The 23,045-nt window shown below is 55.5% G+C and carries 14 protein-coding genes and 1 pseudogene; 2 read left to right on the top strand and 13 right to left on the bottom strand.

All coding sequences use genetic code 11. The annotated features are described in order from the left end of the window. The first annotated feature begins 5 nt into the window (after window positions 1–5). A complete protein-coding gene (gene hisS / locus OMR58_RS12655; RefSeq protein WP_200561631.1) occupies window positions 6–1,280 on the top strand; it encodes a histidine--tRNA ligase in 1,275 nt (424 codons plus the stop codon). A gap of 30 nt (window positions 1,281–1,310) precedes the next feature. Here the strand turns inward: hisS (OMR58_RS12655) and der are convergent, their stop codons facing one another. The 11 genes and pseudogenes from der to OMR58_RS12595 form a co-directional block, all read right to left on the bottom strand. After that, the gene (der, locus tag OMR58_RS12650; RefSeq protein ID WP_200561629.1) at window positions 1,311–2,816 is read right to left on the bottom strand and encodes a ribosome biogenesis GTPase Der; all 1,506 of its coding nucleotides are present in this window, start codon (window positions 2,814–2,816) and stop codon (window positions 1,311–1,313) included. A 173-nt stretch (window positions 2,817–2,989) separates the two neighbouring features. After that, window positions 2,990–4,171 (bottom strand): outer membrane protein assembly factor BamB, encoded by a 1,182-nt coding sequence (gene bamB, locus OMR58_RS12645; RefSeq protein ID WP_264546118.1) that lies wholly within the window; start codon window positions 4,169–4,171, stop codon window positions 2,990–2,992. A 104-nt stretch (window positions 4,172–4,275) separates the two neighbouring features. Further along, entirely contained in the window at window positions 4,276–4,896 is a 621-nt protein-coding gene (locus tag OMR58_RS12640) for a YfgM family protein (protein WP_105593223.1), read from the bottom strand. Window positions 4,897–4,932: 36 nt separating this feature from the next. Further along, on the bottom strand, window positions 4,933–6,210 hold the full coding sequence (hisS, locus tag OMR58_RS12635) for a histidine--tRNA ligase (protein WP_264546117.1): 1,278 nt from the start codon (window positions 6,208–6,210) through the stop codon (window positions 4,933–4,935). An 82-nt stretch (window positions 6,211–6,292) separates the two neighbouring features. After that, window positions 6,293–7,414 carry a flavodoxin-dependent (E)-4-hydroxy-3-methylbut-2-enyl-diphosphate synthase gene (gene ispG / locus OMR58_RS12630; protein ID WP_200561627.1) on the bottom strand — a complete coding sequence of 374 codons (1,122 nt, stop codon included), beginning with the start codon at window positions 7,412–7,414 and terminating at the stop codon, window positions 6,293–6,295. Window positions 7,415–7,453: 39 nt separating this feature from the next. Beyond that, window positions 7,454–8,455, bottom strand: a complete 1,002-nt coding sequence (gene rodZ, locus OMR58_RS12625; RefSeq protein WP_264546116.1) for a cytoskeleton protein RodZ — start codon at window positions 8,453–8,455, stop codon at window positions 7,454–7,456. After that, window positions 8,445–9,161 carry a type IV pilus biogenesis/stability protein PilW gene (gene pilW, locus OMR58_RS12620; protein WP_444861315.1) on the bottom strand — a complete coding sequence of 239 codons (717 nt, stop codon included), beginning with the start codon at window positions 9,159–9,161 and terminating at the stop codon, window positions 8,445–8,447. The genes rodZ and pilW overlap by 11 nt, the downstream gene beginning before the upstream one ends. 110 nt (window positions 9,162–9,271) lie before the next feature. Continuing rightward, window positions 9,272–10,441, bottom strand: coding sequence for a bifunctional tRNA (adenosine(37)-C2)-methyltransferase TrmG/ribosomal RNA large subunit methyltransferase RlmN (locus OMR58_RS12615; protein WP_105593219.1), 1,170 nt, complete (start codon window positions 10,439–10,441; stop codon window positions 9,272–9,274). A gap of 203 nt (window positions 10,442–10,644) precedes the next feature. After that, window positions 10,645–11,076 (bottom strand): nucleoside-diphosphate kinase, encoded by a 432-nt coding sequence (gene ndk / locus OMR58_RS12610; protein ID WP_062744669.1) that lies wholly within the window; start codon window positions 11,074–11,076, stop codon window positions 10,645–10,647. Between the two features lie 216 nt (window positions 11,077–11,292). Beyond that, window positions 11,293–13,631: pseudogene (gene pbpC, locus OMR58_RS12600) on the bottom strand (penicillin-binding protein 1C). Window positions 13,632–13,639: 8 nt separating this feature from the next. Then, a complete protein-coding gene (locus OMR58_RS12595; protein WP_264546113.1) occupies window positions 13,640–19,609 on the bottom strand; it encodes an alpha-2-macroglobulin family protein in 5,970 nt (1,989 codons plus the stop codon). Between the two features lie 240 nt (window positions 19,610–19,849). Between OMR58_RS12595 and sseA the strand changes: the two genes are divergently transcribed. After that, window positions 19,850–20,707, top strand: a complete 858-nt coding sequence (sseA, locus tag OMR58_RS12590; RefSeq protein ID WP_264546112.1) for a 3-mercaptopyruvate sulfurtransferase — start codon at window positions 19,850–19,852, stop codon at window positions 20,705–20,707. Window positions 20,708–20,767: 60 nt separating this feature from the next. Here the strand turns inward: sseA and sseB are convergent, their stop codons facing one another. After that, window positions 20,768–21,544, bottom strand: coding sequence for an enhanced serine sensitivity protein SseB (gene sseB / locus OMR58_RS12585; protein WP_264546111.1), 777 nt, complete (start codon window positions 21,542–21,544; stop codon window positions 20,768–20,770). A gap of 70 nt (window positions 21,545–21,614) precedes the next feature. Then, a complete protein-coding gene (gene pepB / locus OMR58_RS12580) occupies window positions 21,615–22,907 on the bottom strand; it encodes an aminopeptidase PepB (RefSeq protein WP_200561614.1) in 1,293 nt (430 codons plus the stop codon). Window positions 22,908–23,045 lie beyond the last annotated feature (138 nt).

Here is a 23,045-nt window from a genome sequence, read left to right as displayed (position 1 = left end):
AGGAAATGAGCAAAATTCAGGCAATCAGAGGAATGCGGACCATTCTTCCCGAAGAAGCGCCGGTCTGGCAATGGCTGGAGAGTAAGGTGAGAAGCATCACCTGGCGCTATGGCTATCAGGAAATTCGGCTGCCAATACTGGAACCCGTTTCGCTTTTTGAGCGGGCAATCGGTGAGTCTACCGATATTGTGTCAAAGGAGATGTATAACTTCCTCGACAAAAGCGGCGAACACATCACCCTTCGGCCGGAGGGCACCAGTGGCTGTGTGAGAACCATCATTGAAAACAATATGTGTTACAACAGCACGCAACGTTTGTGGTATCTGGGTCCGATGTTTCGCTATGAGCGGCCACAAAAAGGCAGGCTGCGCCAGTTTACTCAGTTTGGTGTAGAAACCTTTGGCATGCCCGGTGCCGATATTGATGCTGAACTGATCTATATGGCTAACGATATCTTTAAAGCGCTTAAAGTAGAACGTTATGTACGGTTGGAGATTAATTCTCTCGGCACACTATCAGAACGGCATGAGCATCGCCATCAGTTGGTCAGCTACTTTGAGCAGCACCGCGACCTGCTGGATGAAGACAGTCTGCTGCGTTTGCAGAGTAATCCGTTAAGAATCCTCGATAGTAAAAACCCGGATATGCAAAGCATGATTGAAGGGGCACCAAAGCTCCTTGACTATCTTGGCAGTGAATCACATCAGCACTTTGATGAACTGTGCAGGCTGTTGGATAGCGCAGGTATCCGCTATACGATCAATCCCCGCCTTGTTCGAGGGCTGGACTACTACACGCGCACGGTATTTGAATGGATCACCGATGAGCTGGGTTCACAGGGGACGATCTGCGGTGGTGGACGGTATGACGGACTGGTTGAGTTGTTCAGCCACAAAACTTTGCCCGCTTCCGGCTTCGCTATTGGCGTTGAGCGCCTGCTACTGCTGCTGGAAACCGTAGGCGTTACGGATAATGTCAGCAATCATCCCGATATTGTGGTCACCTTTGAGGAACCTGGGCAGAACATCGACGCGCTGCTTCTGGCAGACCAGCTGCGACGCCATCTTCCGGAATTTAAAGTTTTGAGTGACTTCACGGGAGCCAAAATCAAACGCCAGCACTCGAATGCCCTGAAAACAGGTTGCCGCTATATTGTTACGTTGAACGGTGACAACCGAACGGGGCTTTGGGACCTTAAGGCTAACTTACAGGAAACCATGCGACCAGATGATATCTGGAAAAAACTGTCCCACAGGCCAGCTAAAGCCGCGGTGGACTGAAAAAAAAGGGGGCCGATGGCCCCCTTTTCATTAACGCTTGTTCTTCTTCAAATGGCTGAGCAGGCGTTTACGCTTGCGAAGCTGATTTGGCGTAAGCAGGTTGCGTTTCCCTTCAAACGGGTTCTCACCCTCTTTGAACTGAATACGGATCGGCGTGCCCATCACTTCCAGTGAACGACGGAAGTAGTTCATCAGATAGCGCTTATACGAATCCGGCAGATCCTTCACCTGGTTGCCGTGAATGACCACGATAGGTGGGTTATAGCCACCGGCGTGGGCATACTTCAGCTTAACGCGACGGCCGCGCACCATCGGCGGCTGGTGATCGTCAGCGGCCATATTCATAATGCGCGTCAGCATTGAGGTGTTTACGCGACGGGTTGAGCAGTCATAGGCTTCGGTCACTGATTCAAACAGGTTGCCTACTCCGCTGCCGTGCAGCGCAGAAATAAAGTGCACGCGAGCGAAGTCGATAAAGCCCAGACGGAAGTCCAGCGTCTCTTTCACTTCGTCACGGACTTCCTGGCTCAGGCCATCCCACTTGTTCACCACGATCACCAGCGAACGTCCGCTGTTGAGGATAAAGCCCAGCAGTGACAGATCCTGATCGGAGATCCCAAGATGGGCATCGATCACCAACATCACCACGTTGGCATCTTCAATAGCCTGCAGGGTTTTGATTACTGAGAATTTCTCGACCGTATCGGTCACTTTCCCACGTTTACGCACGCCGGCGGTATCAATCAGGACGTAATCACGACCATCACGCTCCATCGGGATATAGATACTGTCGCGGGTAGTACCCGGCATATCGTAAACCACGACGCGGTCTTCACCGAGAATGCGGTTAGTCAGCGTTGACTTACCGACGTTAGGACGACCGACAATCGCCAGCTTGATCGGCAGATCCAGCGGGTTAAAGTCATCTTCCTCTTCTTTTTCGTCTTCAATCACTTCGCCGCGCGCTTTCGCTTCTTTGCGCTCCAGCTCTGCCCAGTAGGCAGCATTCTCTTCTTCTTCGGTCACTTCACGCGGATCGACTTCGTCCATCCACGGCAGGAGCACCATCTCCAGCAGGCTGGTAACACCGCGCCCGTGCGAAGCCGCGATCGGATGGATTTCACCCAGGCCCAGCGACCAGAAGTCCAGCACTGCGGCATCCGCATCCAGGCCATCGGTTTTGTTGGCGACGAGGAACGTCGGTTTTTCACGCGAACGCAGGTGGTTAGCAATAGCCGTATCCGCAGGCATTAACCCGGCACGGGCATCAACCATAAACAGCACAACGTCGGCTTCTTCAATCGCCAGCAGCGACTGTTCCGCCATACGTGTTTCTACGCCCTCTTCGGTACCATCAATACCACCGGTATCGATGCAAATAAATTCGCGGCCTTCAATTTCGGCACGACCATATTTGCGATCCCGGGTAAGTCCGGGGAAATCCGCCACCAGCGCATCTCGCGTGCGCGTTAAACGGTTAAAAAGGGTGGATTTTCCCACATTGGGACGCCCGACCAGCGCGACCACAGGTACCATATTGAAGCCTCATAACTGAAAATTACGCCTGGCTGCGAATACTATTCTCTGCGTCAGACAGATTTTTTCCGCCGCAGGGCTCAGGACAATGGCGTAAGGATAACACGCCAGGAGAAAAACGAAACGGCCCCTGAATCATCAGGAGCCGCTATGTAACGTAAAACAGAGGGAAATTAGCGTGTAAACGCGTAAACCTCACCATCTTTAGTCTGAATCAGCAGTTTATCGCTCGCTACCACCGGTTCGGTCTGGAAGCCGGAGCTGTCCACTTTCTGCTGGGCAACAAAACGACCGTCGTCGGTGTTGAGCCAGTGCAGATAACCTTCGCTATCGCCCACGACCAGGTATCCGTTATACAGAACCGGTGAGGTCAGGTTGCGGTGCAGCAGATCGCTCTGACGCCAGATAGATACGCCGCCGTCAGTGCTCAGCGCGATAACGCGATCGTCCTGATCCACCAGGTAAATACGACCACCGTCGACGATCATGTCGTGAACGGAGCCGATTTCGCGTTTCCACAGGATCTGACCAGAACGCAGATCCAGCGCGGTCAGGTTGCCGTTGTAGGCCAGAGCATAAACCACACCGTTAACGATTACCGGAGTGGTATCCACATCGGACAGGCGATCGATTTCGGTCGCGCCGCTCGGCTGCGAAATACGCTGCTGCCAGATAATCTGGCCCTGGTTCATGATAACAGCGCTAACGCGGCCGTTATCACCACCCACAATCGCAGCACCAAATGCGGTAGCTGGCGCAGACTCACCGCGCAGGCTCAGAGCCGGTACGTCGAGATTAACTGACCACTTCACCACACCGCTGGACTGATCCAGCCCCTGCAGCATACCGTTGCTGGTGTGAACCAGCACCAGACCGTCACTGATCACCGGACGGGATAAGACTTCCCCGGCGGCTTTGGTCTGCCAGGCAACGCTGCCATCGTTAGTATTTAATGCGTAGACCTGGCCGCGTTCGCTACCAACGTAAACGTGGGCACCATCAACGGCCAAACCACCGGAAAGCAGTGCAGGAATATTGCTGGAGAAGAAACCGGTCTTCTCTGACAGGTCAACTTTCCACTGCTCTTTACCATCACCAGCATTCAGTGCTTTAACAATACCGTGGCGATCGGCGGCATAAACGGTGCTGTCAGCCCAGGCCGGGTGCAGGTTAGAGTAAAAATCACCCACGCCATCACCGACCGAGGTGCTCCAGACTTTTTCTGGAGTGAACTGGTTTTGTACGGTCGGCAGTGGTGACATTTTAACCACGTCTTCTTCGCCGCTAAACCATGAACATCCGCTGAGTAAAGTGACTGAAATCAGTCCCGGCAGAAGTATCTTACGCAATTCCATGAAGTCCCTCTTGTGCCCTGTTCAGGCCAAATATTGGAGCCTTATTCACTTATAACCCAATGCACGGCCGCGCAAAACGCCGCCAGCGGTGGTCCTAAATGTGATTAACCCGGCAGATTATTCATTTTCATTTGCAGCATTTCTTTCAGCGTCGAAGACGCGTCAGAAGCCACACCCTTGCTCCACGCTTCGCGTGCGCCCTGGGTATCGCCTTTGCTTAACAGCGCTTCGCCGCGGATATCCGCCACAATGGCCGTCCAGCCTTCACCTTTGATGCTTTCCAGCGTTTTCAGCGCCACATCAGGCTGCTTCTGCTGTAGCTGAATGCGCGCCAGGCGCAGATTCAACACAGCCTGAAGGTTGGCGTCTTTTGCATCCTGCAGGCCGCTCTGCAGCTGAGCCGCTGCTTTATCCAGCTGATTGTTATCGATATAACGCTTTGCCAGATCGAGAGAGGCCAGAGCACCGTAGGTATTGTTGTTGTCGCTGGCAAACTTCGCGGCCGCTTCAAGCGTTGCGGGCTTGCTGGCGTCCAGCGCAGAAGATACCTGCTGATAGGCGGCAGATACTTCACGCGATGCGCCATCCTGGTGATTGTTCCAGTAACGCCAGCCGACCAGAGCACCTACGCCCAGTACCACGCCAACTACCAGAGCTTTACCGTTCTGGGCAAAGAAATTCTTCAGCGCGTCTACCTGTTCGTTTTCGTTGCTATACACTTCCACGCAGTCCTACTCCTTTAAATCGTGCTTTGCTCAGGCTCAGTTCTGTAGCATTGAAGCCAGCAGGGTTGCAGCATCACGCTGCGCCAGAGTTTGTTGTTCGCCGTTGCGTAAATCTTTAACCGTTACCTGACCGTTAGCGACTTCATCTTCACCAAGAACCAGAGCAATGCGGGCTTTCCACTTGTCGGCTCGGGTAAGCTGCTTCTTAAAGTTGCCGCCGCCAAAGTTGGTCATTAGCTTCAGCTCAGGCAGCGCATCTCGCACCTGTTCCGCCAGCAGCATCGCAGCTGACTGCACGCCCTGACCCGAGGCGATAACATAGACATCAACAATTCGTGTCGGTTCAAAATCTGGATTAACTGCCTGCACCAGCAGAACAAGGCGCTCCATTCCCATGGCAAAACCAACCGCTGGCGTAGCACGCCCGCCCAGTTGCTCAACCAGGCCATCATAGCGCCCACCGGCACACACTGTACCCTGTGAACCCAGGCTGTTGGTCACCCATTCGAAAACGGTACGATTATAGTAGTCAAGACCGCGCACCAGACGCTGGTTGACAGTATAAGCGATGCCGGCAGCATCGAGCAGCGCACACAGGCCGCTGAAATGCTCGCGGGAATCGTCGTCCAGATAGTCACCCAGCGTTGGCGCGTCGTTTAACAGCGCCTGCACATCCGGGTTTTTACTATCCAGCACACGCAGTGGGTTAGTGTACATACGGCGTTTGCAGTCTTCATCAAGCACATCAACATGCTGCTCAAGGAACGCCACCAGGGCATCACGATAGTTAGCACGCGCTTCCAGCGAGCCGATCGAGTTCAGCTCCAGCTTAACGTGGTCTGCAATGCCCAGCGCTTTCCACCAGCGCGCGGTCATCAGGATCAGCTCGGCATCAACATCCGGGCCATGCAGGCCAAAGACTTCGGCACCAATCTGATGGAACTGGCGATAACGGCCCTTCTGAGGACGCTCGTAGCGGAACATCGGTCCGATATACCACAGACGCTGTTCCTGGTTGTACAGCAAACCGTGTTCGATACCGGCACGCACGCAGCCTGCGGTGCCTTCCGGACGCAGGGTCAGGCTTTCACCGTTGCGGTCGTCGAAGGTATACATCTCTTTTTCAACCACGTCGGTGACTTCACCAATAGCGCGTTTGAATAACGGGGTTTGCTCTACAATCGGCAGACGTATTTCGCTGAAGCCATAGCTGCCCAGCACCTGCTTCAGGATCTGTTCAATGCGCTGCCACACCACGGTATCGGCAGGCAGGTAATCATTCATGCCACGGATGGCCTGGATATTCTTCGCCACTGTTTTTTCCATTTTTTGTGTCTGGCAGCATGCCGACTCGCGAATCAATTCGCGATATCAGCCGCGGCCAGACGCGATAAATTTATTTCTCGACCTGATGAACATCAATGCGACGTGATTCATCAAGGATTGTCGCCTTGGCACGGATACGCGCTTCCAGCTGGTCGATCATATTATTGTTATCAAGACGGTCTCGCTGGCGAACACCGTCTTCATAAAAGCCGCTTTTCTTATTGCCGCCGGTCACACCCATGGTGGAGACCGTTGCCTCACCTGGGCCGTTAACCACGCAGCCGATAATCGAGATATCCATCGGCGTGATGATATCTTCCAGCCGCTCTTCCAGCGCATTCACCGTACCGATCACGTCAAACTCCTGACGGGAACAAGTCGGGCAGGCGATAAAGTTGATACCGCGTGAACGAATGCGCAGGGATTTCAAAATATCGAAACCGACTTTAACTTCTTCAACCGGATCGGCCGCCAGCGAAATACGCAGCGTATCGCCAATGCCTTCAGACAGAAGTAAACCGAGGCCGATAGCAGACTTAACCGCACCGGCACGAGCGCCACCCGCCTCGGTAATACCGAGATGCAGAGGCTGGTCGATCTGCTTAGCCAGCAGACGATAAGATTCAACAGCCAGGAAAACGTCTGAAGCTTTAACGCTGACTTTAAACTGATCGAAGTTAAGACGATCGAGATGATCCACGTGACGCATTGCCGATTCCAGCAGCGCCTGCGGCGTTGGCTCGCCGTACTTTTCCTGCAGATCCTTTTCCAGAGATCCACCGTTCACACCGATACGAATCGGAATGTTGTAGTGTCGTGCGCAGTCAACGACCTGGCGGATACGCTCTTCGTTACCGATATTGCCCGGGTTAATGCGCAGGCAATCCACGCCATATTCAGCGACCTTTAAAGCAATACGGTAGTCAAAATGAATATCGGCGACCAGAGGAACGTTCACCTGCTGTTTGATCAGGCGGAACGCTTCGGCAGCATCCATCGTAGGTACGGATACACGAACGATATCAACACCGACGCGCTCCAGTGCTTTAATTTGAGCAACTGTCGCAGCAACGTCGGTGGTCTTGGTATTGGTCATAGACTGGACGGCGATAGGTGCTCCGTCGCCCACGGGCACCTTGCCGACGTAAATGCGCTTTGATTTGCGACGGGTAATGGGTGCTTCATTATGCATATTCTTTCTCCACAATCGCTCGCGCCCAGAGAAGATGCGTTATGGCGCACCTACTGTCAGACGAGCAACCTGGTTAGTACGGATAAAACGACTCAGATCGACAGGATTGCCCTGATACTGGATCTGTACTGCAGCTGGCGCACCAATTTTCAAGCGATAAGGTGCGGTACCAGCAAGGCTAAGTTTACCACCGCTGCGCTGAATCCCGCTGAACAGTTTTTTCCCTGCGGCATCGGTCACTTCCAGCCAGCAATCTTTGGTGAAGTTCATCACCAGCGCATTTGGGTCAACGGCTGGCTGGCTAACGCCAGCGCTACCGGTTGGCAACGGACTGCCGGTGGTGTTATCAACCGAAGCCTGGCTTGGTGAAACAACGGCAGGCTGATTCTGACTGGTTTGAGCAGAGGCAGCCGGGGCAGAAGCAACGGGGGCGGTCGCAGCAGGGGCAGCCGCAGTTCCGTTATTGTCTACCGGTTCAACGGGGGTAGTCTGAGCCGAAGCCCCCTCTTCAGGGGACTGTGGCTGAGCTGAGGCGTCCGGAGAGGTGCCTTCCAGCTGAATCGACTGGCTGTTGTCATCGGTGACGGAACTGTTCTGATCGGACAAAGTGACCAGATCGTCCTGTGCGGCTTTATGATTCTGCCACCACCAGGCGCCGGTCAGGCCGACAACCACAAACACCACCAGCCAGGTGAAGATCATTAACCAGCCGTCCCGTTTTTTGCGACGTTTACCCAGTGCAAAACTCTGCATGGGTTCAACTTTCGCCGCCCGGATCGGGGCCTGTTTTGCCATCATCGGCAACAGGTCCTCTTCCGGGATATGCACGAGGCGGGCATAAGAACGGATATAGCCGCGTAAGAAGGTCGATGCCAAATCAGCCGGCGTCTTATCTTCTTCAAGGTCGCGAACGGTGGAAAGTTTCAGGCAGAGGCGCTCAGCAATGTTCTGCTGAGTCAGGCCCATTTTTTCACGGGCGCTACGCAGGCGCTCGCCTGTTGAATTTACGTTAGATTTTTCTTGAGTGGCTTCAGTATTCATTAGCTAGAAAGTGCTGGTACTGTATCGATTGTGGAAAAATTCGCGCAAGTTGGCCCCCAAAATGTTTAACATCAGCAGTGCGGCCTTCCTGCACGGCGAAGCGAATCTCTAGCCACAAACTTTCCGCTGAAACAGGAAAGCTGTGTTGATAAATTTCTAACAGGACACGTGAATCCTCACGTTTCCCCTTTCCAAATCGCCTTTCGGCTTCTGCCAGCATGGGCATTCCCTTGGCGGGATCGGCTGTTACCGCTTCCGCCAGCGCATCACGCGCGCTCTCTCGTTGCCCGGCATTCAGATAACAGTAGCCTGAATTTTCAATGCTGTCGGCACGAGTCCCATTTGCTGAATCTTCAGCAGCCTGAATGAAATGCCGTTGTGCCGCATCATACTGCCCTAATCTGCAAAGAAACGCACCGTAATTATTAAGCACATAGCCGTTTTGCGGTGCCAGCGTCAGGGCGCGATGATAGTACTTCGCGGCCAGCGTATCATCGCCTGCCTGATGCTGATAGCGAGCTTCAGCCAGCTGAGTACGATAATCATTCGGAGCCAGCGCCAGCGCCCGTTGCAGATTTCTCTGCGCGGCATCTAACTCGCCGCGCGCCAGATAGGCCAGACCCAGCTGTAACCGGGTTTCAACCAGCGCCTTATTTTGCTGTGCCGTCTGACATCCTGCCAGCAGCAGCGCTGCCACTATACTCATCCTGATACGCATTCCGCCTCTCCCTGGGCTGTGATGTACCGTCAGGGTACGTCAATCAGCCCAGGGCAAACAGCCAGCGGCAGCGTTTCTTTATCGGAAAAGACCGGGTTTCAGAGCGCCTTCACAGATATGGCTTCACCGGCCATTTTCTTTTTCAGCGTACGTTTGGTTCGGTCAATCACATCACCAGCCAGCTGACCGCAGGCGGCATCGATATCATCACCGCGCGTCTTACGCACAATAGTCGTAAAGCCGTATTCCATCAACACCTTAGAGAAGCGGTCAATGCGGCTGTTCGAACTACGTCCATACGGCGCACCCGGGAAGGGGTTCCATGGGATCAGGTTAATTTTACACGGTGTGTCTTTCAGCAGCGCGGCCAGTTCATGGGCGTTATCGGTGCTGTCATTGATGTGATCAAGCATCACATACTCAATGGTCACGCGCCCCTGGTTAGCGTTGGACTTACCGATATAGCGGCTGACGGCACCCAAAAACGTTTCAATATTGTACTTTTTATTGATCGGAACAATTTCGTCACGAATTGTGTCATTCGGTGCGTGAAGCGAAATAGCCAGCGCCACATCGATCATATCGCCCAGTTTATCCAGCGCGGGAACCACGCCCGACGTTGACAGCGTCACGCGGCGTTTAGACAGGCCAAAACCAAAATCATCCAGCATGATTTCCATTGCCGGAACCACGTTGGTCAGGTTCAGCAGCGGTTCACCCATACCCATCATCACCACGTTGGTGATAGGACGCGAACCGGTCACTTTCGCGGCGCCAATGATTTTAGCGGCACGCCAGACCTGGCCAATAATTTCCGAGACGCGCAGGTTGCGGTTAAAGCCCTGCTGCGCGGTAGAGCAGAATTTACATTCCAGTGCGCAACCTACCTGTGAGGAAACGCACAGCGTGGCGCGATCTTTTTCAGGGATATAAACGGTTTCAACCTGCTGACCGCCTACCTGGATGGCCCACTTGATGGTGCCATCCGCAGAGCGCTGTTCTTCAGCCACTTCAGGCGCGCGGATTTCAGCCACCTCTTTCAGCTTGTTACGAAAGACCTTGTTGATATCGGTCATTTCGTCGAAATCATCGCAGCAGTAGTGGTAAATCCACTTCATGACCTGATCGGCGCGAAACGGTTTTTCCCCCAGGCTGGCGAAAAATTCGCGCATTTGCTGGCGATTCAGATCGAGCAGGTTAATTTTGTCTTTTTTAGGCTGGACGGTTACAGGCGATGCGGACGACGGCGTCACAATAGTATCTGACATAATGTTCTCTGGCCTCGTTATTACACGTTATGGCGCTGTTTTGGTGAATTCAGGTGAATAGAATAAGAAGCGCCCCGGAGAGCAAGCTCTACCGGGGCGCATAATTGTACTCGCGACTAACGTAAGGTTAAAGCGGCTGACAAAAATAAATTGTAAACCGCAGGGTTATTCACCACACCTGACGCCGGTCTGGCATCCGCTTATTAGCGGGTGCGTGGGCAGATTTCGCCTTCGCCGAAGAAGTAGGCGATTTCACGTGCTGCTGATTCAGCAGAGTCAGAACCGTGGGTTGCGTTCTCGGTGAAGCTGTCAGCGTAGTCAGCGCGCAGTGTACCCGCCAGAGCGTTAGCCGGGTTAGTTGCGCCCATCAGATCGCGGTGACGCTGAACGGCGTTTTCGCCTTCCAGTACGGAAACAACAACCGGACCAGAAGTCATGAACTCTACCAGACCATCAAAGAACGGCTTACCCTGGTGCTCAGCATAGAAACCTTCGGCCTGTTCTTTGCTCAGATGCAGCATTTTGCTGCCAACGATTTTGAAGCCAGCGCTTTCAAAACGGTTGAAGATGGCACCGATTACGTTTTTTGCCACAGCGTTAGGTTTTACGATGGAAAAGGTACGCTCAATAGTCATGTTGACCCCTGTTTTATACGTCGAGTTTAGCCGTGAAAAGTGTCCCGGCCGGGAAAATGGCCGCAGATTATAAGGGTGCATAAGCGGAAATGCCTATCGGAGTTTCAAGAAAATGTTGAAAAACACGATCGGCGTCGCGGCTTTTTTCGCCACCTGACGCCATTTTACCCAGCCCGTGGCTGATTAACCACCCGACGGCGGCAAAACCGTATGAAATCAATTAATGATTTCTACCCTCACCGTACGACTGTCGGCACGGCCACGATCGTCAACCGCGCGAATTCTGTACCTGGCGGAGCGTGTTGGCTGCCAGTCCAGCGGCGTTTTGCTGGCGCTGCTGCCAAGGTAGATATCATCAACAAACCAGTAAACCGTGCGGCTGTCGGCGTCGGTCACTGCGCTGAAACTGATATTTTCGCGCCCGCGCTGTGACTGACGGAGCGTGTAGGTGGTGTTTTTTAGCGGCGAGGTAATACGCGGCGCTGAACCGCTCTGCGACTCCGGCTGACACTCTCCGCGAGGCGGCGGCCGTTTTGCAGACCCGCGCTGGCAAAAACGTTTGCCAGGTCGGAGGACCAGAATTCGAAGACCTCAACGTGGCTGCTGTGTTCATCCCAGGGTGCGCAGGCCACTTTACCGCTCAGGTTATCAATCCGCAGCGGACGATAAACGGTATCGACGGTAATCGGGGATTTACCCGGGATAAACCAGCTGCTGCCGCGTTGCTGGCACCATTGAGTCGGCAGGTTACCGCTGGGCAGGCAGATATCCACTTTTTTGAGATGAGGGGGAAAGCGGTGCCGGGGCTCCCGCAGCTGAGGATAGCTGGCAGCAATGCTGTCGATAATATTGAAGAACAGCGGCGCGGCGGCTTCCACGCCAATAAACGCATTGTTCCCCTGACCGGAGAAATTACCTTGCCAGACAACCAGCACGTAAGGCCCGAAAATCCCTACGCTCCAGGCATCGCGAAATCCCCAGGAAGTCCCGGTTTTCCAGTATACCGGCAGCGATGAAGGCCGCTGGGCCAGCGTATCGCCGGGGCGACGATGCTGCCGCAGAATATCAAGAGTCATAAAGCTGGCTTCTTCACTCAATAACCGGGCACCAGCATCAAGCGGATCGCTTTCACGCATCCTCAGCGGACGCAGTTCACCGCGGTTTGCCAGCATGGCATACAGCCTTGCCAGCTCCTGAGCCGTCACCTCGCCACCGCCCAGCACCAGCGACAGTCCATAGTGTTTTTCACTCGCCATATTGCTGATACCGGCCAGCCGTAAAAACTGATAGAAACTCGGCTGACGCAGCTGCGCCGCAATTGCCACGGCGGGAATATTACGGCTGAAGTTCAGGGCATCGGTTGCCGTCACCGGCCCCAGAAAACGCCGGTCAAAGTTTTCCGGTGCGTAGCTGCCAAAAGTAGACGGTACATCTTTAAGCACGGTCATGGGATGCAGAACGCCCTGCTCCATGCCCAGCGCGTAAATAAACGGTTTCAGCGTGGAACCGGGGGAACGTTTTGCCGTCGTGCCGTTAACCTGTCCCTGGATCTGCCGGTTGAAATAATCCGCCGAACCGACCAGCGCCCGCACGCCCATATCACGGCTGTCCACCAGCATCACCGCGGCGTTATGAATTCCCCGATTCTGGTTGCGTAAGATATAGGCGCGAACCTGTCGCTCAACCAGCGTTTGCAGCGTGGCATCCAGCGTCGTGTCAACCCGAAGCGCACGTTCTCCAGGCTGTAGCTGTTCAATAAAATGTGGCGCGATAAACGGCAGCGCCTGCGGCTGGCGCAGAGTCATCGGCAGGCGAAACAACGCCTGCTGGCCGTTATCGGTGGGATAAAATTGCTGCCAGCGGGCAAACAGACGATTGCGCGCCTGCATTAGCGCCGGGCTGAGTTCGCCGCTTCGCGGATCGATGCGCAGGCTGGGCGACTGCGGCAGCACGGCCAGCGTTAATGCCTCGGCCAGCGTCAGCTTTGCGGGTGGTTTATTAAAGTAGATCAGACTGGCGGCACCCAAACTTTCAATATTACGACCGTAAGGGGCGTAATTCAGATAGGCTTCCAGAATATCGTGCTTGGAGTAGCTCAGCTCAAGCTGCACAGCGCGCAGCAGCTGCACCAGCTTTCCTCCGGGAGTTCGTGTATTCAGCTGCCACTTCATGCGCGCCAGCTGCATGGTGATTGTCGATCCCCCCTGCTTGCTGCCACCGGTGATATAGCTGCGCCAGAACCCACGCAGCAGGCTGACCGGATTAAAACCGGGATTAGCGTAAAACCAGCGATCTTCATGCAGCAGAATACCGTCGATCGCCAGCGGCGACATGTCCGCCAGCGGCGTCCACTGACGGTAGCGATCGTCAGTGGCGAGCTGTAAACGCAGCAGCTGGCCATGACGATCGTACCAGGCCGTCGACAGCGGTAACCCCTGCGAAAGCGGCGGGTGCGGCCACAGCCGCCAGCCCAGCAGAAACAGAGCCAGCAATACCACTACTGCGGCAGCATTTTGCAACAGCCGCTTTAAACCAGCCCGATTTGTTAACTTCATCAGCCGCGTTACGGTGCGGCTGACGGCTCAGCCGCCACCACCTGAATTTTCCCCTGCGCGGCGGACATCGCCTGAATATCGCGATCGTACATCGCCTCGCCGTAGGCTGGCGGGATCACGAAGCTGCCGGTATTGGTGGCTTTAATCTGATAAACAAACTCCTGTACCTCACGCGTGGCGCTGCCATAAACGATCACCCGATCTTCGCGGATATCACTGTAGTCCACCGACCAGGTTGAGCCATCGGCCGCCAGCGGCGAGCTCCATCCGCCACTGTTTTCGCTCTCGCCCTCCTCCTCAGCGTTTTCCGGCGGCGGCGGGGTCTGCTGTACGACTTCAAACCCACCCGGCAGCAGATCGACGACGGCAAGGTTACTCAGTGCCTGCTGGGAATTCGCCCGCACCTTCAGATGAACCGAGATCGTCTGGCCCAGCGTCACTTTATCAATCGGTTTTCCAGCCGCATCGGTATAGTCGCGGGTAATTTCCAGCCCGCGTGAGATCGCTTTCTGCGGCGCAGCAAGGTCATATCCGGCCTGCGTCACCACATACCATGCCGGTGCGCTGTTCGGATTGCCGAACTGAATCGAGCGCGCAGCAGAACTGAACTCACCCTGGCTGAACTGGCCTTTAATTGAAGAAATGAGCTGCGGAACCTTATTGTCACCGCCGATCTGATTAATCTTCAGGCCCTGCACATCATTGTGCTGTGCCACCTGCCCGGCATAGCTTTCCAGTGCCAGGATACTCATCGCCGACGAGAAGGTGGTGTAGCGTTCTTCACGCAGCGCCTGCACCATATTCTCCAGCACCTGCGGTGGGATGGCGTCCACTTTCTCCGGGAAGTGGCGAACGATCAGGTACAGCCGCGTGGCATCCGTCACCAGCGGATCGTAATAGTTCTGCGTCCACCAGCTCTTGTCATAAGCCTTACTCAGCGCCTGCCAGCTGGGCTGCAACAGTCGCTCTGCTTCATCATCCGCTTTCAGCAGTTTCCACGAAGAAGCCAGGTACAGCGAAGCGAGGTCGGTTTTCCAGCCGTCAGGGAAGCGCTTTTGCAGCGTTTCCTGCACCGAAGCCAGCGCGTTCGTGGTGATTTCGCCCTGCCGCGTCAGCAGGTAAATCGCCCAGGCGCGCAGGCGCAGATGATACAGATCCTCATAGCCACTGCTGGCAAGGGTCCGCAGCGCCACGTTGGCCTCATCCAGCATATCGGCAGGCAGCGGATAGCCCGCTGCTCTGGCCTCCAGCAGGTACTGAACGACGTACGGCGTCACGAACGGATCGGCCTGCGGCGATGCTGTCCAAAGCCCGAAAGCCCCATCGCCGTTCTGCCGCGAGCGCAACACGTCGAGAATGCCTTTAAGCTGCTGCCGGACTTTATCGTTCGACAGGCTGCCACGGAGTTCCGGGTGCTCACTCTGCAACAGCAGCGGGATGGACTGGCTGACGATCTGTTCAGAACAGTAATAAGGATAATCCGCCAGATAGCGGGCTAGCCCGCTAGTCAGTACCAGTGGTGAATAAGACACTGCCGCCTGCCGCTGTGCATAGGCATCAAACATCTGGCGCAGGTTATCCACCTGCTGCTGTCTGCCGTTCATGCGCCCCATAACCGATTGGGTACGATAAGGCACCGCCGGGCGCACCGAGGTACTCAAGGTTCGCTGACTGGTTTTATCGCCGTAACCGGCGCGGAACACCAGCGGAGCATCGCCGAGCGCGGCTTTCGCCCGCAGGCGGAAGGTCACCACGCCTTCATGCTTCGCCGCCAGCGGCAGGGATTGCTCTGCGCTACCGACCACCTCCAGCTGTGGCGGTGGCGTTACGCTGAGCTTGACGGGCAGCGCTTCACTTCCCTGTCCCTCAAGGTTGTTACTGACGCCGACGCTGACGTCAAACTCATCACCCGGTGCCACCATCGCCGGAACGTTCGGTGTCAGGATAAAGTCATCGCGCACGGTGGTGGAGGTCTGTGCCTTACCGATTTTTCCGGCGGTGGCAGAAATCGCCATCACGCGGATTTTGCCGTTGAAGTAGTCCGGGACCGGCCAGGTAAACTGCGCCTGTCCGTTCACCTCGGTAATGCCGGACCAGAACGCCACCGGCTTATCGCGCTTGCGTTTAAACGGATTCAGGTGCAGATCCAGGCTTTCACCGCCGTCACCGCCCGGTGCGGAAGTCAGCGACATCAGCTTGCTGAACTCCGGCAGGATCAGGTCGAGGATCTGCGAGCTTTCCACGTTCAGTTCGCGCTTGCGGAAGAAGTAATCCAGCGGGTCGGTCAGTCGATAGCGCGCCACCTGCAGAATTCCTTCATCAACCGCAAATACCGCAACCTGCTGCGGGCCGTCGGCGGTCACCGTAACAGGCAGGTTATCTCCCGGCTTGATCACGTCCGGCACGCTCAGCGCCAGCGCATTTTTCCGCGCCTGGTTGCTGATTTTAAACGGCATCACACCGTAGCTGAGCGGGCTCATAAAGATTTCATCAGAGTTAATATCGCGCACAAACTGCACGTTGATATATGCATTGCCCTCCAGCCCGGCCGGAATGCGAATCTTCTGCACGGAACTGGTGGTCGTGGTATGGAACCACTGCCAGCTATACACCTTTTCCCGCTCGATGGTGATTAGACCGCTGCCGGTGTAAGGCGCATTGATGGCCACTTCAATTTCATCGCCCGGCTGATACTCACCGCGATCGAGCTTCAGCTTCAGCTCAGCATTACGATCCAGCGAACGACTGATATTGGCGTCGCCGGTAACGCTGTAGGCGATACGGTTAAGCACATCCCCTTTGGCGTTTTTCACCACCAGCACGTAGTCACCCGGCTGGTTGGTCATCAGCGGTAAGGTCGTACCGGATGCCGCCAGTTCAAACCGGTTCTCACTGACCGGAATTTCCTTCAGTTTCGACTGGTATTTATAAACGCCGGACTCCTGCCGCGTCAGGACCGACAGATATTTTTGCTCAAGCAGTTCCAGCTTCAGGTCGCCAAGCGCTATGGGCTCAAGCGACGGGTCGATCGCCAGCAGATTTACGCTGCGCTGCGTACCGAGGCGAATAAAGCTGAGATCGCCGTCCGGCTTGAAGCCCACCAGATAGTCCCAAGGTGAAACCAGCGTGCGTGCCGTAGCAGCGACGGAGCGCCCACCGCCGGCAACAAAGGCTTCCGACAGCAGCTGCAGCTGCCAGGTGGCATCTTCCCAGCCGCTGAGGTCCAGCGCGATATTTGCTGAACCGCTGTCGTCCGTGTTGCTGTCCTGCAGCTCGGTTTCGAATCCTTCACCGGCCGGACGCGCCTCATAGAAGGCATAGTCGGGGTAGCGATCGAAGGCCGGATAAACCGGACGCAACGTCAGCTTCGAAGCGACACGACGCCCCTGCGCCGGCGTACCAAACAGGTTCTGCACATCAATACTGGCCTTCAGCTCGCCGGGTTTGACCCAGCCTGAATGCCTGTCCGGCGTCAGCGACAGCTTAACCTTGAGCTGATCCGGCTCGAACTCTTTGATATTCACCGCCGTACTGCCCAGAAGGCGGGTGGAATCATCATCCTTGCCCGGCAGATAGAGGTAGATCATCCATTCGCCGGTTGGTGCATTTTCGTCAGTGGTAAAGCTCAGTTCATTGAAACCGCTGGCGTTGAGGGTCAGCGGTACAGTGCGCATCAGCTTGTCGCGAGGATCGTGAATTTCTGCCCGCACCGGAATGCCGTTGAGCGGCACTGACCAGTCGGCAGCGCGGGTAATCAGGCCGATATTAAAGGTATCACCGGGGCGATAAACGCCGCGATCGGAGAACAGGTAGCTGCTGAGGGTTCGCGAGTCTTCCGGTGTGGATTCGCCATAAACATCAAAACGCGAGAAGTCGAGGCCGCGATCGTTGTCACGCCCGCTGGGCAGGAACGACACATCCCCTTCTTTTTCAACCAGGAACATCACCGGCTGGCGCTCGTTGGCATAAGCTTCCAGCGGTGGGAAACGGACGTGACCATCGCCCCCCGTCCTGCGGGTCAGCAGCTTCTCACCGTTTTTAGCCACCACGGACACCAGGGCATCCGCGACCGGTTGACCGCTGCTGATGGACTGAACGAACAGGTCACGGGATTTATCCTGCGCGCGCTTGGCAATGATTCCGAGATCGGTCACCACCACGAAACGCGAATCGCCGATACTCTGCTGTTCTTCATCCCCTTCCTGATATTCATCTTCCCCCGGCTGCGCATCTTTTTGTTCTGGCGACCACGGAGACAGGGAAAGAAGGAACACCCCGCGATGGGACGCACTGTCGGTAGAGAGGTAGCGCGAAAGATCGATCCCCTGATAGCTGACTTCCCGCGGCTTTTGATTGCCAATTGCGGTCTGATAACGGAAGTGTTCAGTGAAATACTCATCGTTCAGCCGGTTAAAATCAGCGGAGGCATATTCACGGCTTTTAAAGGAGACGATGTGCTGCAGCTGACTCGGGATCACCCGCTTGATATCCAGCCTCATTCCCGGGACATTGCGCGCCGCCACACTAATATGCTTATCGCCGTTCACCGGCAGCAGCGCCCCCTGGGCGGCAAAGCTCAGCATCTGCGGATAGTCCGGCACCTGCACCACCTGCCAGACTTTTTGCGGCATTTTGTAGCCGCCGCTGGAGGTCACCAGCGCATCAACCTGCACCAACAGATAGCGCTGGGCCGGAGCATCAAATTTAAAGCTGTACTGAGGCTGATAATCGTCTTCGGCATCATTGAGGCTTAAAGGAAGCTGCGGTGATTTCTGTAAAACGGTCCGATCGATATTGTCGAGATTCCATTCGGTGAACTCACTTTGATCCGCATTTTTTGCCTCAGAGCGCGGATCGTGCTGCGGCAGTAGCCAGGCTTTGACCGCTTTGCCAACCTCATTATCCGCCACTGCATCGCTGAAACCGACGATCAGCGCCCTTTCACTCGGGCTGCCCGGTTTATCAACTACCTGCGCACTGACATCGCTGACGCTCAGGCTGTAAAGGTTTGGCACGCTAACCCAGCTTTCACCTTTGCGCTCAATACTGTTTCCCGGCAACGACGATTTTAGCGGTTCACCGATTTTCAGATGCACCACACCACCGTGATCCATCGCCACCAGCGGTTCGGAGCGTACCCAGGCGTTAAGTTTTTTATCATCCCAGTTGACGGTGAATTTTAGCGGCTTTTCAGCCTGTCCCTTCGCGCTTGAAACACCCAACGAAAGCTGTTTTTCAACGCTGGCGACATCCGCTGGCGCGGTAAAACGCAGGTTAAAAATGGCACTGTGCTGGCCGCGATTCTGTGGGTCCTGGTAATATTCGGCCTCACCCGGCTGATAATCGAAAGCGGGTACGCTGAAGTCATAGCGGGTTTGTTCCAGCTGGATCTGCGGAGCAAGCAGCGTCTTCGGATTGAGGTCTACCTGATAGCTGGCACCCAGCGGCAGCGGGACTTTCGGCGTAAAAATAAGCGTTTGCGCATCGGACCATTTCCATTCACCATCCAACGCCGGTTTAATGCTGATACCTTTATCAACCGACTTGCCGACGCGTTCAATCGGTGCGGCAGAGGTATCAAAGCTGAGAGTCAGAAGCTGTTTAGGGAGGGTTGCCGCCTGATAATCCAGCGCCTGCGGGTTGGAGGCTTCGACATGAGTTTGCTGTACCGCGATCGGCGCAACGTCTATTGGCTTAGGTCGGTTTTGCCAAAGGTTCCAGCCATACCAACCCGCCGCCGCCAGGCCCAATAGCAGGATAAGACTCAGGCTGATGACTTTAGGATGGCGAATAACGCCCTGCTCCAGACGGTTAAAACCGCGGCCGAATGCCGCCGCCCAGCGTGGTGCCTGCCAGTTAATCTCGCCAAGCAGCGGGCGAAGAATATATCCCAGCAGGCGCAACAGGCGAGAAATCAGCCAGCAAAGGCCCTTCAGCAACAGAAAAGGTAAACGCAGTAGCAGCCTGAGCACATCCATCAGAACCAACCTTATATTCCATTATGCATTTATTCTGACAGTTTCCCTTGCCTGGCCGCTGCATCTGGATGACCGTCAACCCGTGTTACAATTTCTCTAAAATAGTAATAGGTAATCTGTGCAATTTCTATTCCTCCACGCAGGCATTTTGCCAGCTGTCTCGCAGTACCGGGATTTACCCTTGTGATAGAGGGTAAAATCGCTGACACTCAGCAAAACACTGTCAACGATGAGGACGCTATGACGACCCGTTCCCTGTTTGTGACCGCCGAGTGGCTGGCGGAGCATATTACCGATGAAAATGTTCAGGTTCTGGATGCGCGCATGCTGCCGCCCGGCCAGGAATTAACGCGTGATGTGACCGCTGAATATCTGGCTGCCCATCTCCCCGGTGCACCGTTCTTTAATATTGAAGCGCTTTCCGACCACAGCACCGCCCTGCCTCATATGCTGCCGCGTGCTGAGGCTTTTGCCGTTGCCATGCGCGAACTGGGCGTCAGTGCAGATAAACATCTGGTGGTTTACGATGAAGGCAATCTGTTTTCCGCACCGCGCGCCTGGTGGATGCTGAACTATTTTGGCGCGGAGCAGGTGTCAATTCTGGCCGGTGGGCTGGCTGGCTGGCAGAAAGCGAACTTGCCGCTGGAAAGTGGTGAAGTCAGCCTGACGGAAGGTGATTTTGACGCGAAAGTCACAGACGGCGATCGGGTTAAACGCGTGACCGATGTGCTGCTGGTCAGTCATGAAGGCGGCGCACAGATTATTGATGCCCGCGCGGCAAACCGCTTCCACGGTGAAGTTGACGAACCCCGTCCGGGTCTGCATCGTGGCCGTATTCCCGGCAGTCTGAACGTGCCTTGGAATAGCCTGGTCAGCGAAGGTCAGTTGAAACCCGCCGCCGAACTGCGCGCAATCTTCGATCGGCAGGGTGTCGATTTGGCCCAGCCGGTTATCGCCAGCTGCGGCTCCGGAGTGACGGCGGTGGTAGTGATTCTGGCGCTGACCAGCCTGGGCGCGAAAGAGGTCACGCTGTATGACGGTTCCTGGGGAGAATGGGGCAGCCGCAACGATCTACCGATCGTCAACGATTCGCTGTAAGCCCCTTTAGTACTTCAGTAGAAAGGCGACCCGACTGGTCGCCTTTTTTGATGCAGGAACTTAAAGATTTACCACTTTGAAATCGCGCAGGAAGCTGCCCCAGCGGCGTTCGTAGAAAGGCTTGATATGGGCGATAAAGAAGTGGCTGATGCCCTTATCGCCTTCCACAACATGGCAAATATCGATCGGCTCATCTTCCAGCATGGTATCGGTTGCCACGCTTCCCGCCGCCTGAATGATCGCGTCAATGTCGCCGTCGGCTTCGATACCAATCAGCAGGTTTGCTGGCTGGTCGGCACTCTCTTTAATGTGAGCTACATAAGCGCGGCGCACCGATTTGTATTTGGCAAACAGCTGTGTCAGCGAGTCAATCATCTGCGCAGGCGGCTCGGCAATTTCCGACAGCAGTAATGGTGTCCCGCCTTCCAGCACGGTCTGCTGGCTGAGCGCGCTGCCGTGATCGCCCAGTAAATCGGCAATTTCACGCGGCGAAAACTCTTTCCCCTCCGGCAGTTTTGGATTCAGGAACAGCGTTTCACCGAGCGTCATTTCAAACAGCGTACGCACTGGCATCACCAGATAAGCCTGCTCGCCGCTGACCGCCTGCTCCAGTGCGCTGACCGAGGTGAAGCAGGGGATAATGCTGGTACCGTCGTCTTTTTCCCAGTGCTGCAAATCCACCGGCGTGCTGGCATCAATAGCAGAACCGGCCTCGGCGCTTTCGCCCGGGACCACCACGCTGGCATCCATCAGCAGGGAGAAAAACTCGGGGCGGTGTGCCGGTTTACCGGCGGCCAGCTTCAGCACCTCTTCAAGGCGCGGGTTAAGTTCGTTCATCGTCAGGTTCTTTTCGTTTACGGGCTATGTTTTAGCGGGCGATCCGTAAAGGAAGATCGCCCGATCGCCATTATTCGTGGCTGAGCAGCAGGTTAGCGACAGTGCGCACGCCCAGACCGGTTGCACCCGCAGACCACTGATCCACCGCACCTTTACGGTAGGTGGCGGAGCAGTCAATGTGCAGCCAGCCGGTCTTATATTCGCTGACAAAGTGCGACAGGAATGCAGCGGCGGTGCTGGCACCGGCAGAGTGTGCCGGGCTGGCGATGTTGTTGAGGTCGGCAAAGTTTGACGGCAGATGGCTGCGGTGGAATTCCGCCAGCGGCAGGCGCCAGAACGGCTCGCTCTCTTTTTCAGCACAGTTTAGCAGCGACTGCGCCAGCGCATCGTCAAAGCTGAACAGCGCGTGATAGTCGTTACCCAGTGCGGTTTTCGCCGCACCGGTCAGGGTGGCGGCATCGACGATCAGTTTTGGCTTCAGCGCACTGGCGTCAATCAGCCCATCGGCCAGAACCAGACGGCCTTCAGCGTCGGTATTCATTACCTCAACGGTTTTGCCGTTGCGGTAGTGGATGATGTCGCCAAGCTTGAAGGCATTGCCGCTGACCATGTTATCCGCGCAGCAGAGGATCAGCTTCACGCGCTTATCCAGGCCACGGGTAATCGCCAGCGCAAGCGCGCCGGTCAGGGTGGCCGCGCCGCCCATGTCAGATTTCATGGAGTCCATAAAACCGCTCTGCTTCAGGCTGTAGCCGCCGGTATCGAAAGTAATACCTTTACCGACCAGGCAGGCAAACACCGGTGCATCTTCTTTACCCGACGGATTAAAATCCAGCGTCAGCAGCACCGGGCTGCGGGAAGAACCGCGCCCGACGGTGTGCAGACCGGCATAATTTTGCAGGCGCAGGTCTTCGCCTTTGGTGATGCGGTAGCTGACGCTGTCGCAGGCGACATCACACAGCAGATCGACCGCGCGGGTCGCCAGCTGTTCTGGCCCCAGGTCTTCCGCCGGCATATTGATGGTGTCACGCACCCAGTCAACGATCTTCAGGCGGCTGTTCAGTTCTTTGGTGTCAGCCTCATTCAGTGCGGCCCATTCAACCTGGCGCGACCCTTTCGGCGCGCGGTAGCCCTGCCAGAATGCCCAGCTGTTTTCCAGATCCCAGCCGTCGCCGCTCAGGCTGATATTACGGATCCCCTGCCCGCCAATTTTTCTCGCGGCGCGCTGGATGGTGGTCTGTGCATCTTTGCCGGTGAGATGGATCGTCATTCCACTGTCATTACTGGTTAGGGTCGCTTTTTCGCCCCAGCGCGGATCGGCCGCAGCCGTTGACAGGGTAATGTTCATAACAGAGGTGGTCATCGCATGGCTCCTTATCATTTTTTCACGTCGTGGACCGGAGATCCCCGGCCTCTGCGATTTGCCGCAGGACAGATGCTATTCAAAATCGACGCACCAGACTAACAGAAATGCGGGAAAGATGTTTTCACCGCATGCTCT

Origin of the sequence: Erwinia sp. INIA01 (genome assembly GCF_025947915.1) — a bacterium.
GTDB lineage: Bacteria > Pseudomonadota > Gammaproteobacteria > Enterobacterales > Enterobacteriaceae > Erwinia > Erwinia coffeiphila.
The sequence above is the reverse complement of the archived record's forward strand: the minus strand, read 5'-3'. Positions and strand labels throughout refer to the sequence as shown.

What these genes read in the sequence shown, in the direction of transcription:
- pepB (WP_200561614.1), bottom strand. Translation starts at nt 22,907, where the DNA reads ATGACCACCTCTGTTATGAACATTACCCTGTCAACGGCTGCGGCCGAT.
- sseA (WP_264546112.1), top strand. Translation starts at nt 19,850, where the DNA reads ATGACGACCCGTTCCCTGTTTGTGACCGCCGAGTGGCTGGCGGAGCAT.
- pilW (WP_444861315.1), bottom strand. Translation starts at nt 9,161, where the DNA reads ATGAGTATAGTGGCAGCGCTGCTGCTGGCAGGATGTCAGACGGCACAG.
- ispG (WP_200561627.1), bottom strand. Translation starts at nt 7,414, where the DNA reads ATGCATAATGAAGCACCCATTACCCGTCGCAAATCAAAGCGCATTTAC.
- rodZ (WP_264546116.1), bottom strand. Translation starts at nt 8,455, where the DNA reads ATGAATACTGAAGCCACTCAAGAAAAATCTAACGTAAATTCAACAGGC.
- sseB (WP_264546111.1), bottom strand. Translation starts at nt 21,544, where the DNA reads ATGAACGAACTTAACCCGCGCCTTGAAGAGGTGCTGAAGCTGGCCGCC.
- hisS (WP_200561631.1), top strand. Translation starts at nt 6, where the DNA reads ATGAGCAAAATTCAGGCAATCAGAGGAATGCGGACCATTCTTCCCGAA.
- bamB (WP_264546118.1), bottom strand. Translation starts at nt 4,171, where the DNA reads ATGGAATTGCGTAAGATACTTCTGCCGGGACTGATTTCAGTCACTTTA.
- OMR58_RS12595 (WP_264546113.1), bottom strand. Translation starts at nt 19,609, where the DNA reads ATGGATGTGCTCAGGCTGCTACTGCGTTTACCTTTTCTGTTGCTGAAG.
- OMR58_RS12615 (WP_105593219.1), bottom strand. Translation starts at nt 10,441, where the DNA reads ATGTCAGATACTATTGTGACGCCGTCGTCCGCATCGCCTGTAACCGTC.
- der (WP_200561629.1), bottom strand. Translation starts at nt 2,816, where the DNA reads ATGGTACCTGTGGTCGCGCTGGTCGGGCGTCCCAATGTGGGAAAATCC.
- ndk (WP_062744669.1), bottom strand. Translation starts at nt 11,076, where the DNA reads ATGACTATTGAGCGTACCTTTTCCATCGTAAAACCTAACGCTGTGGCA.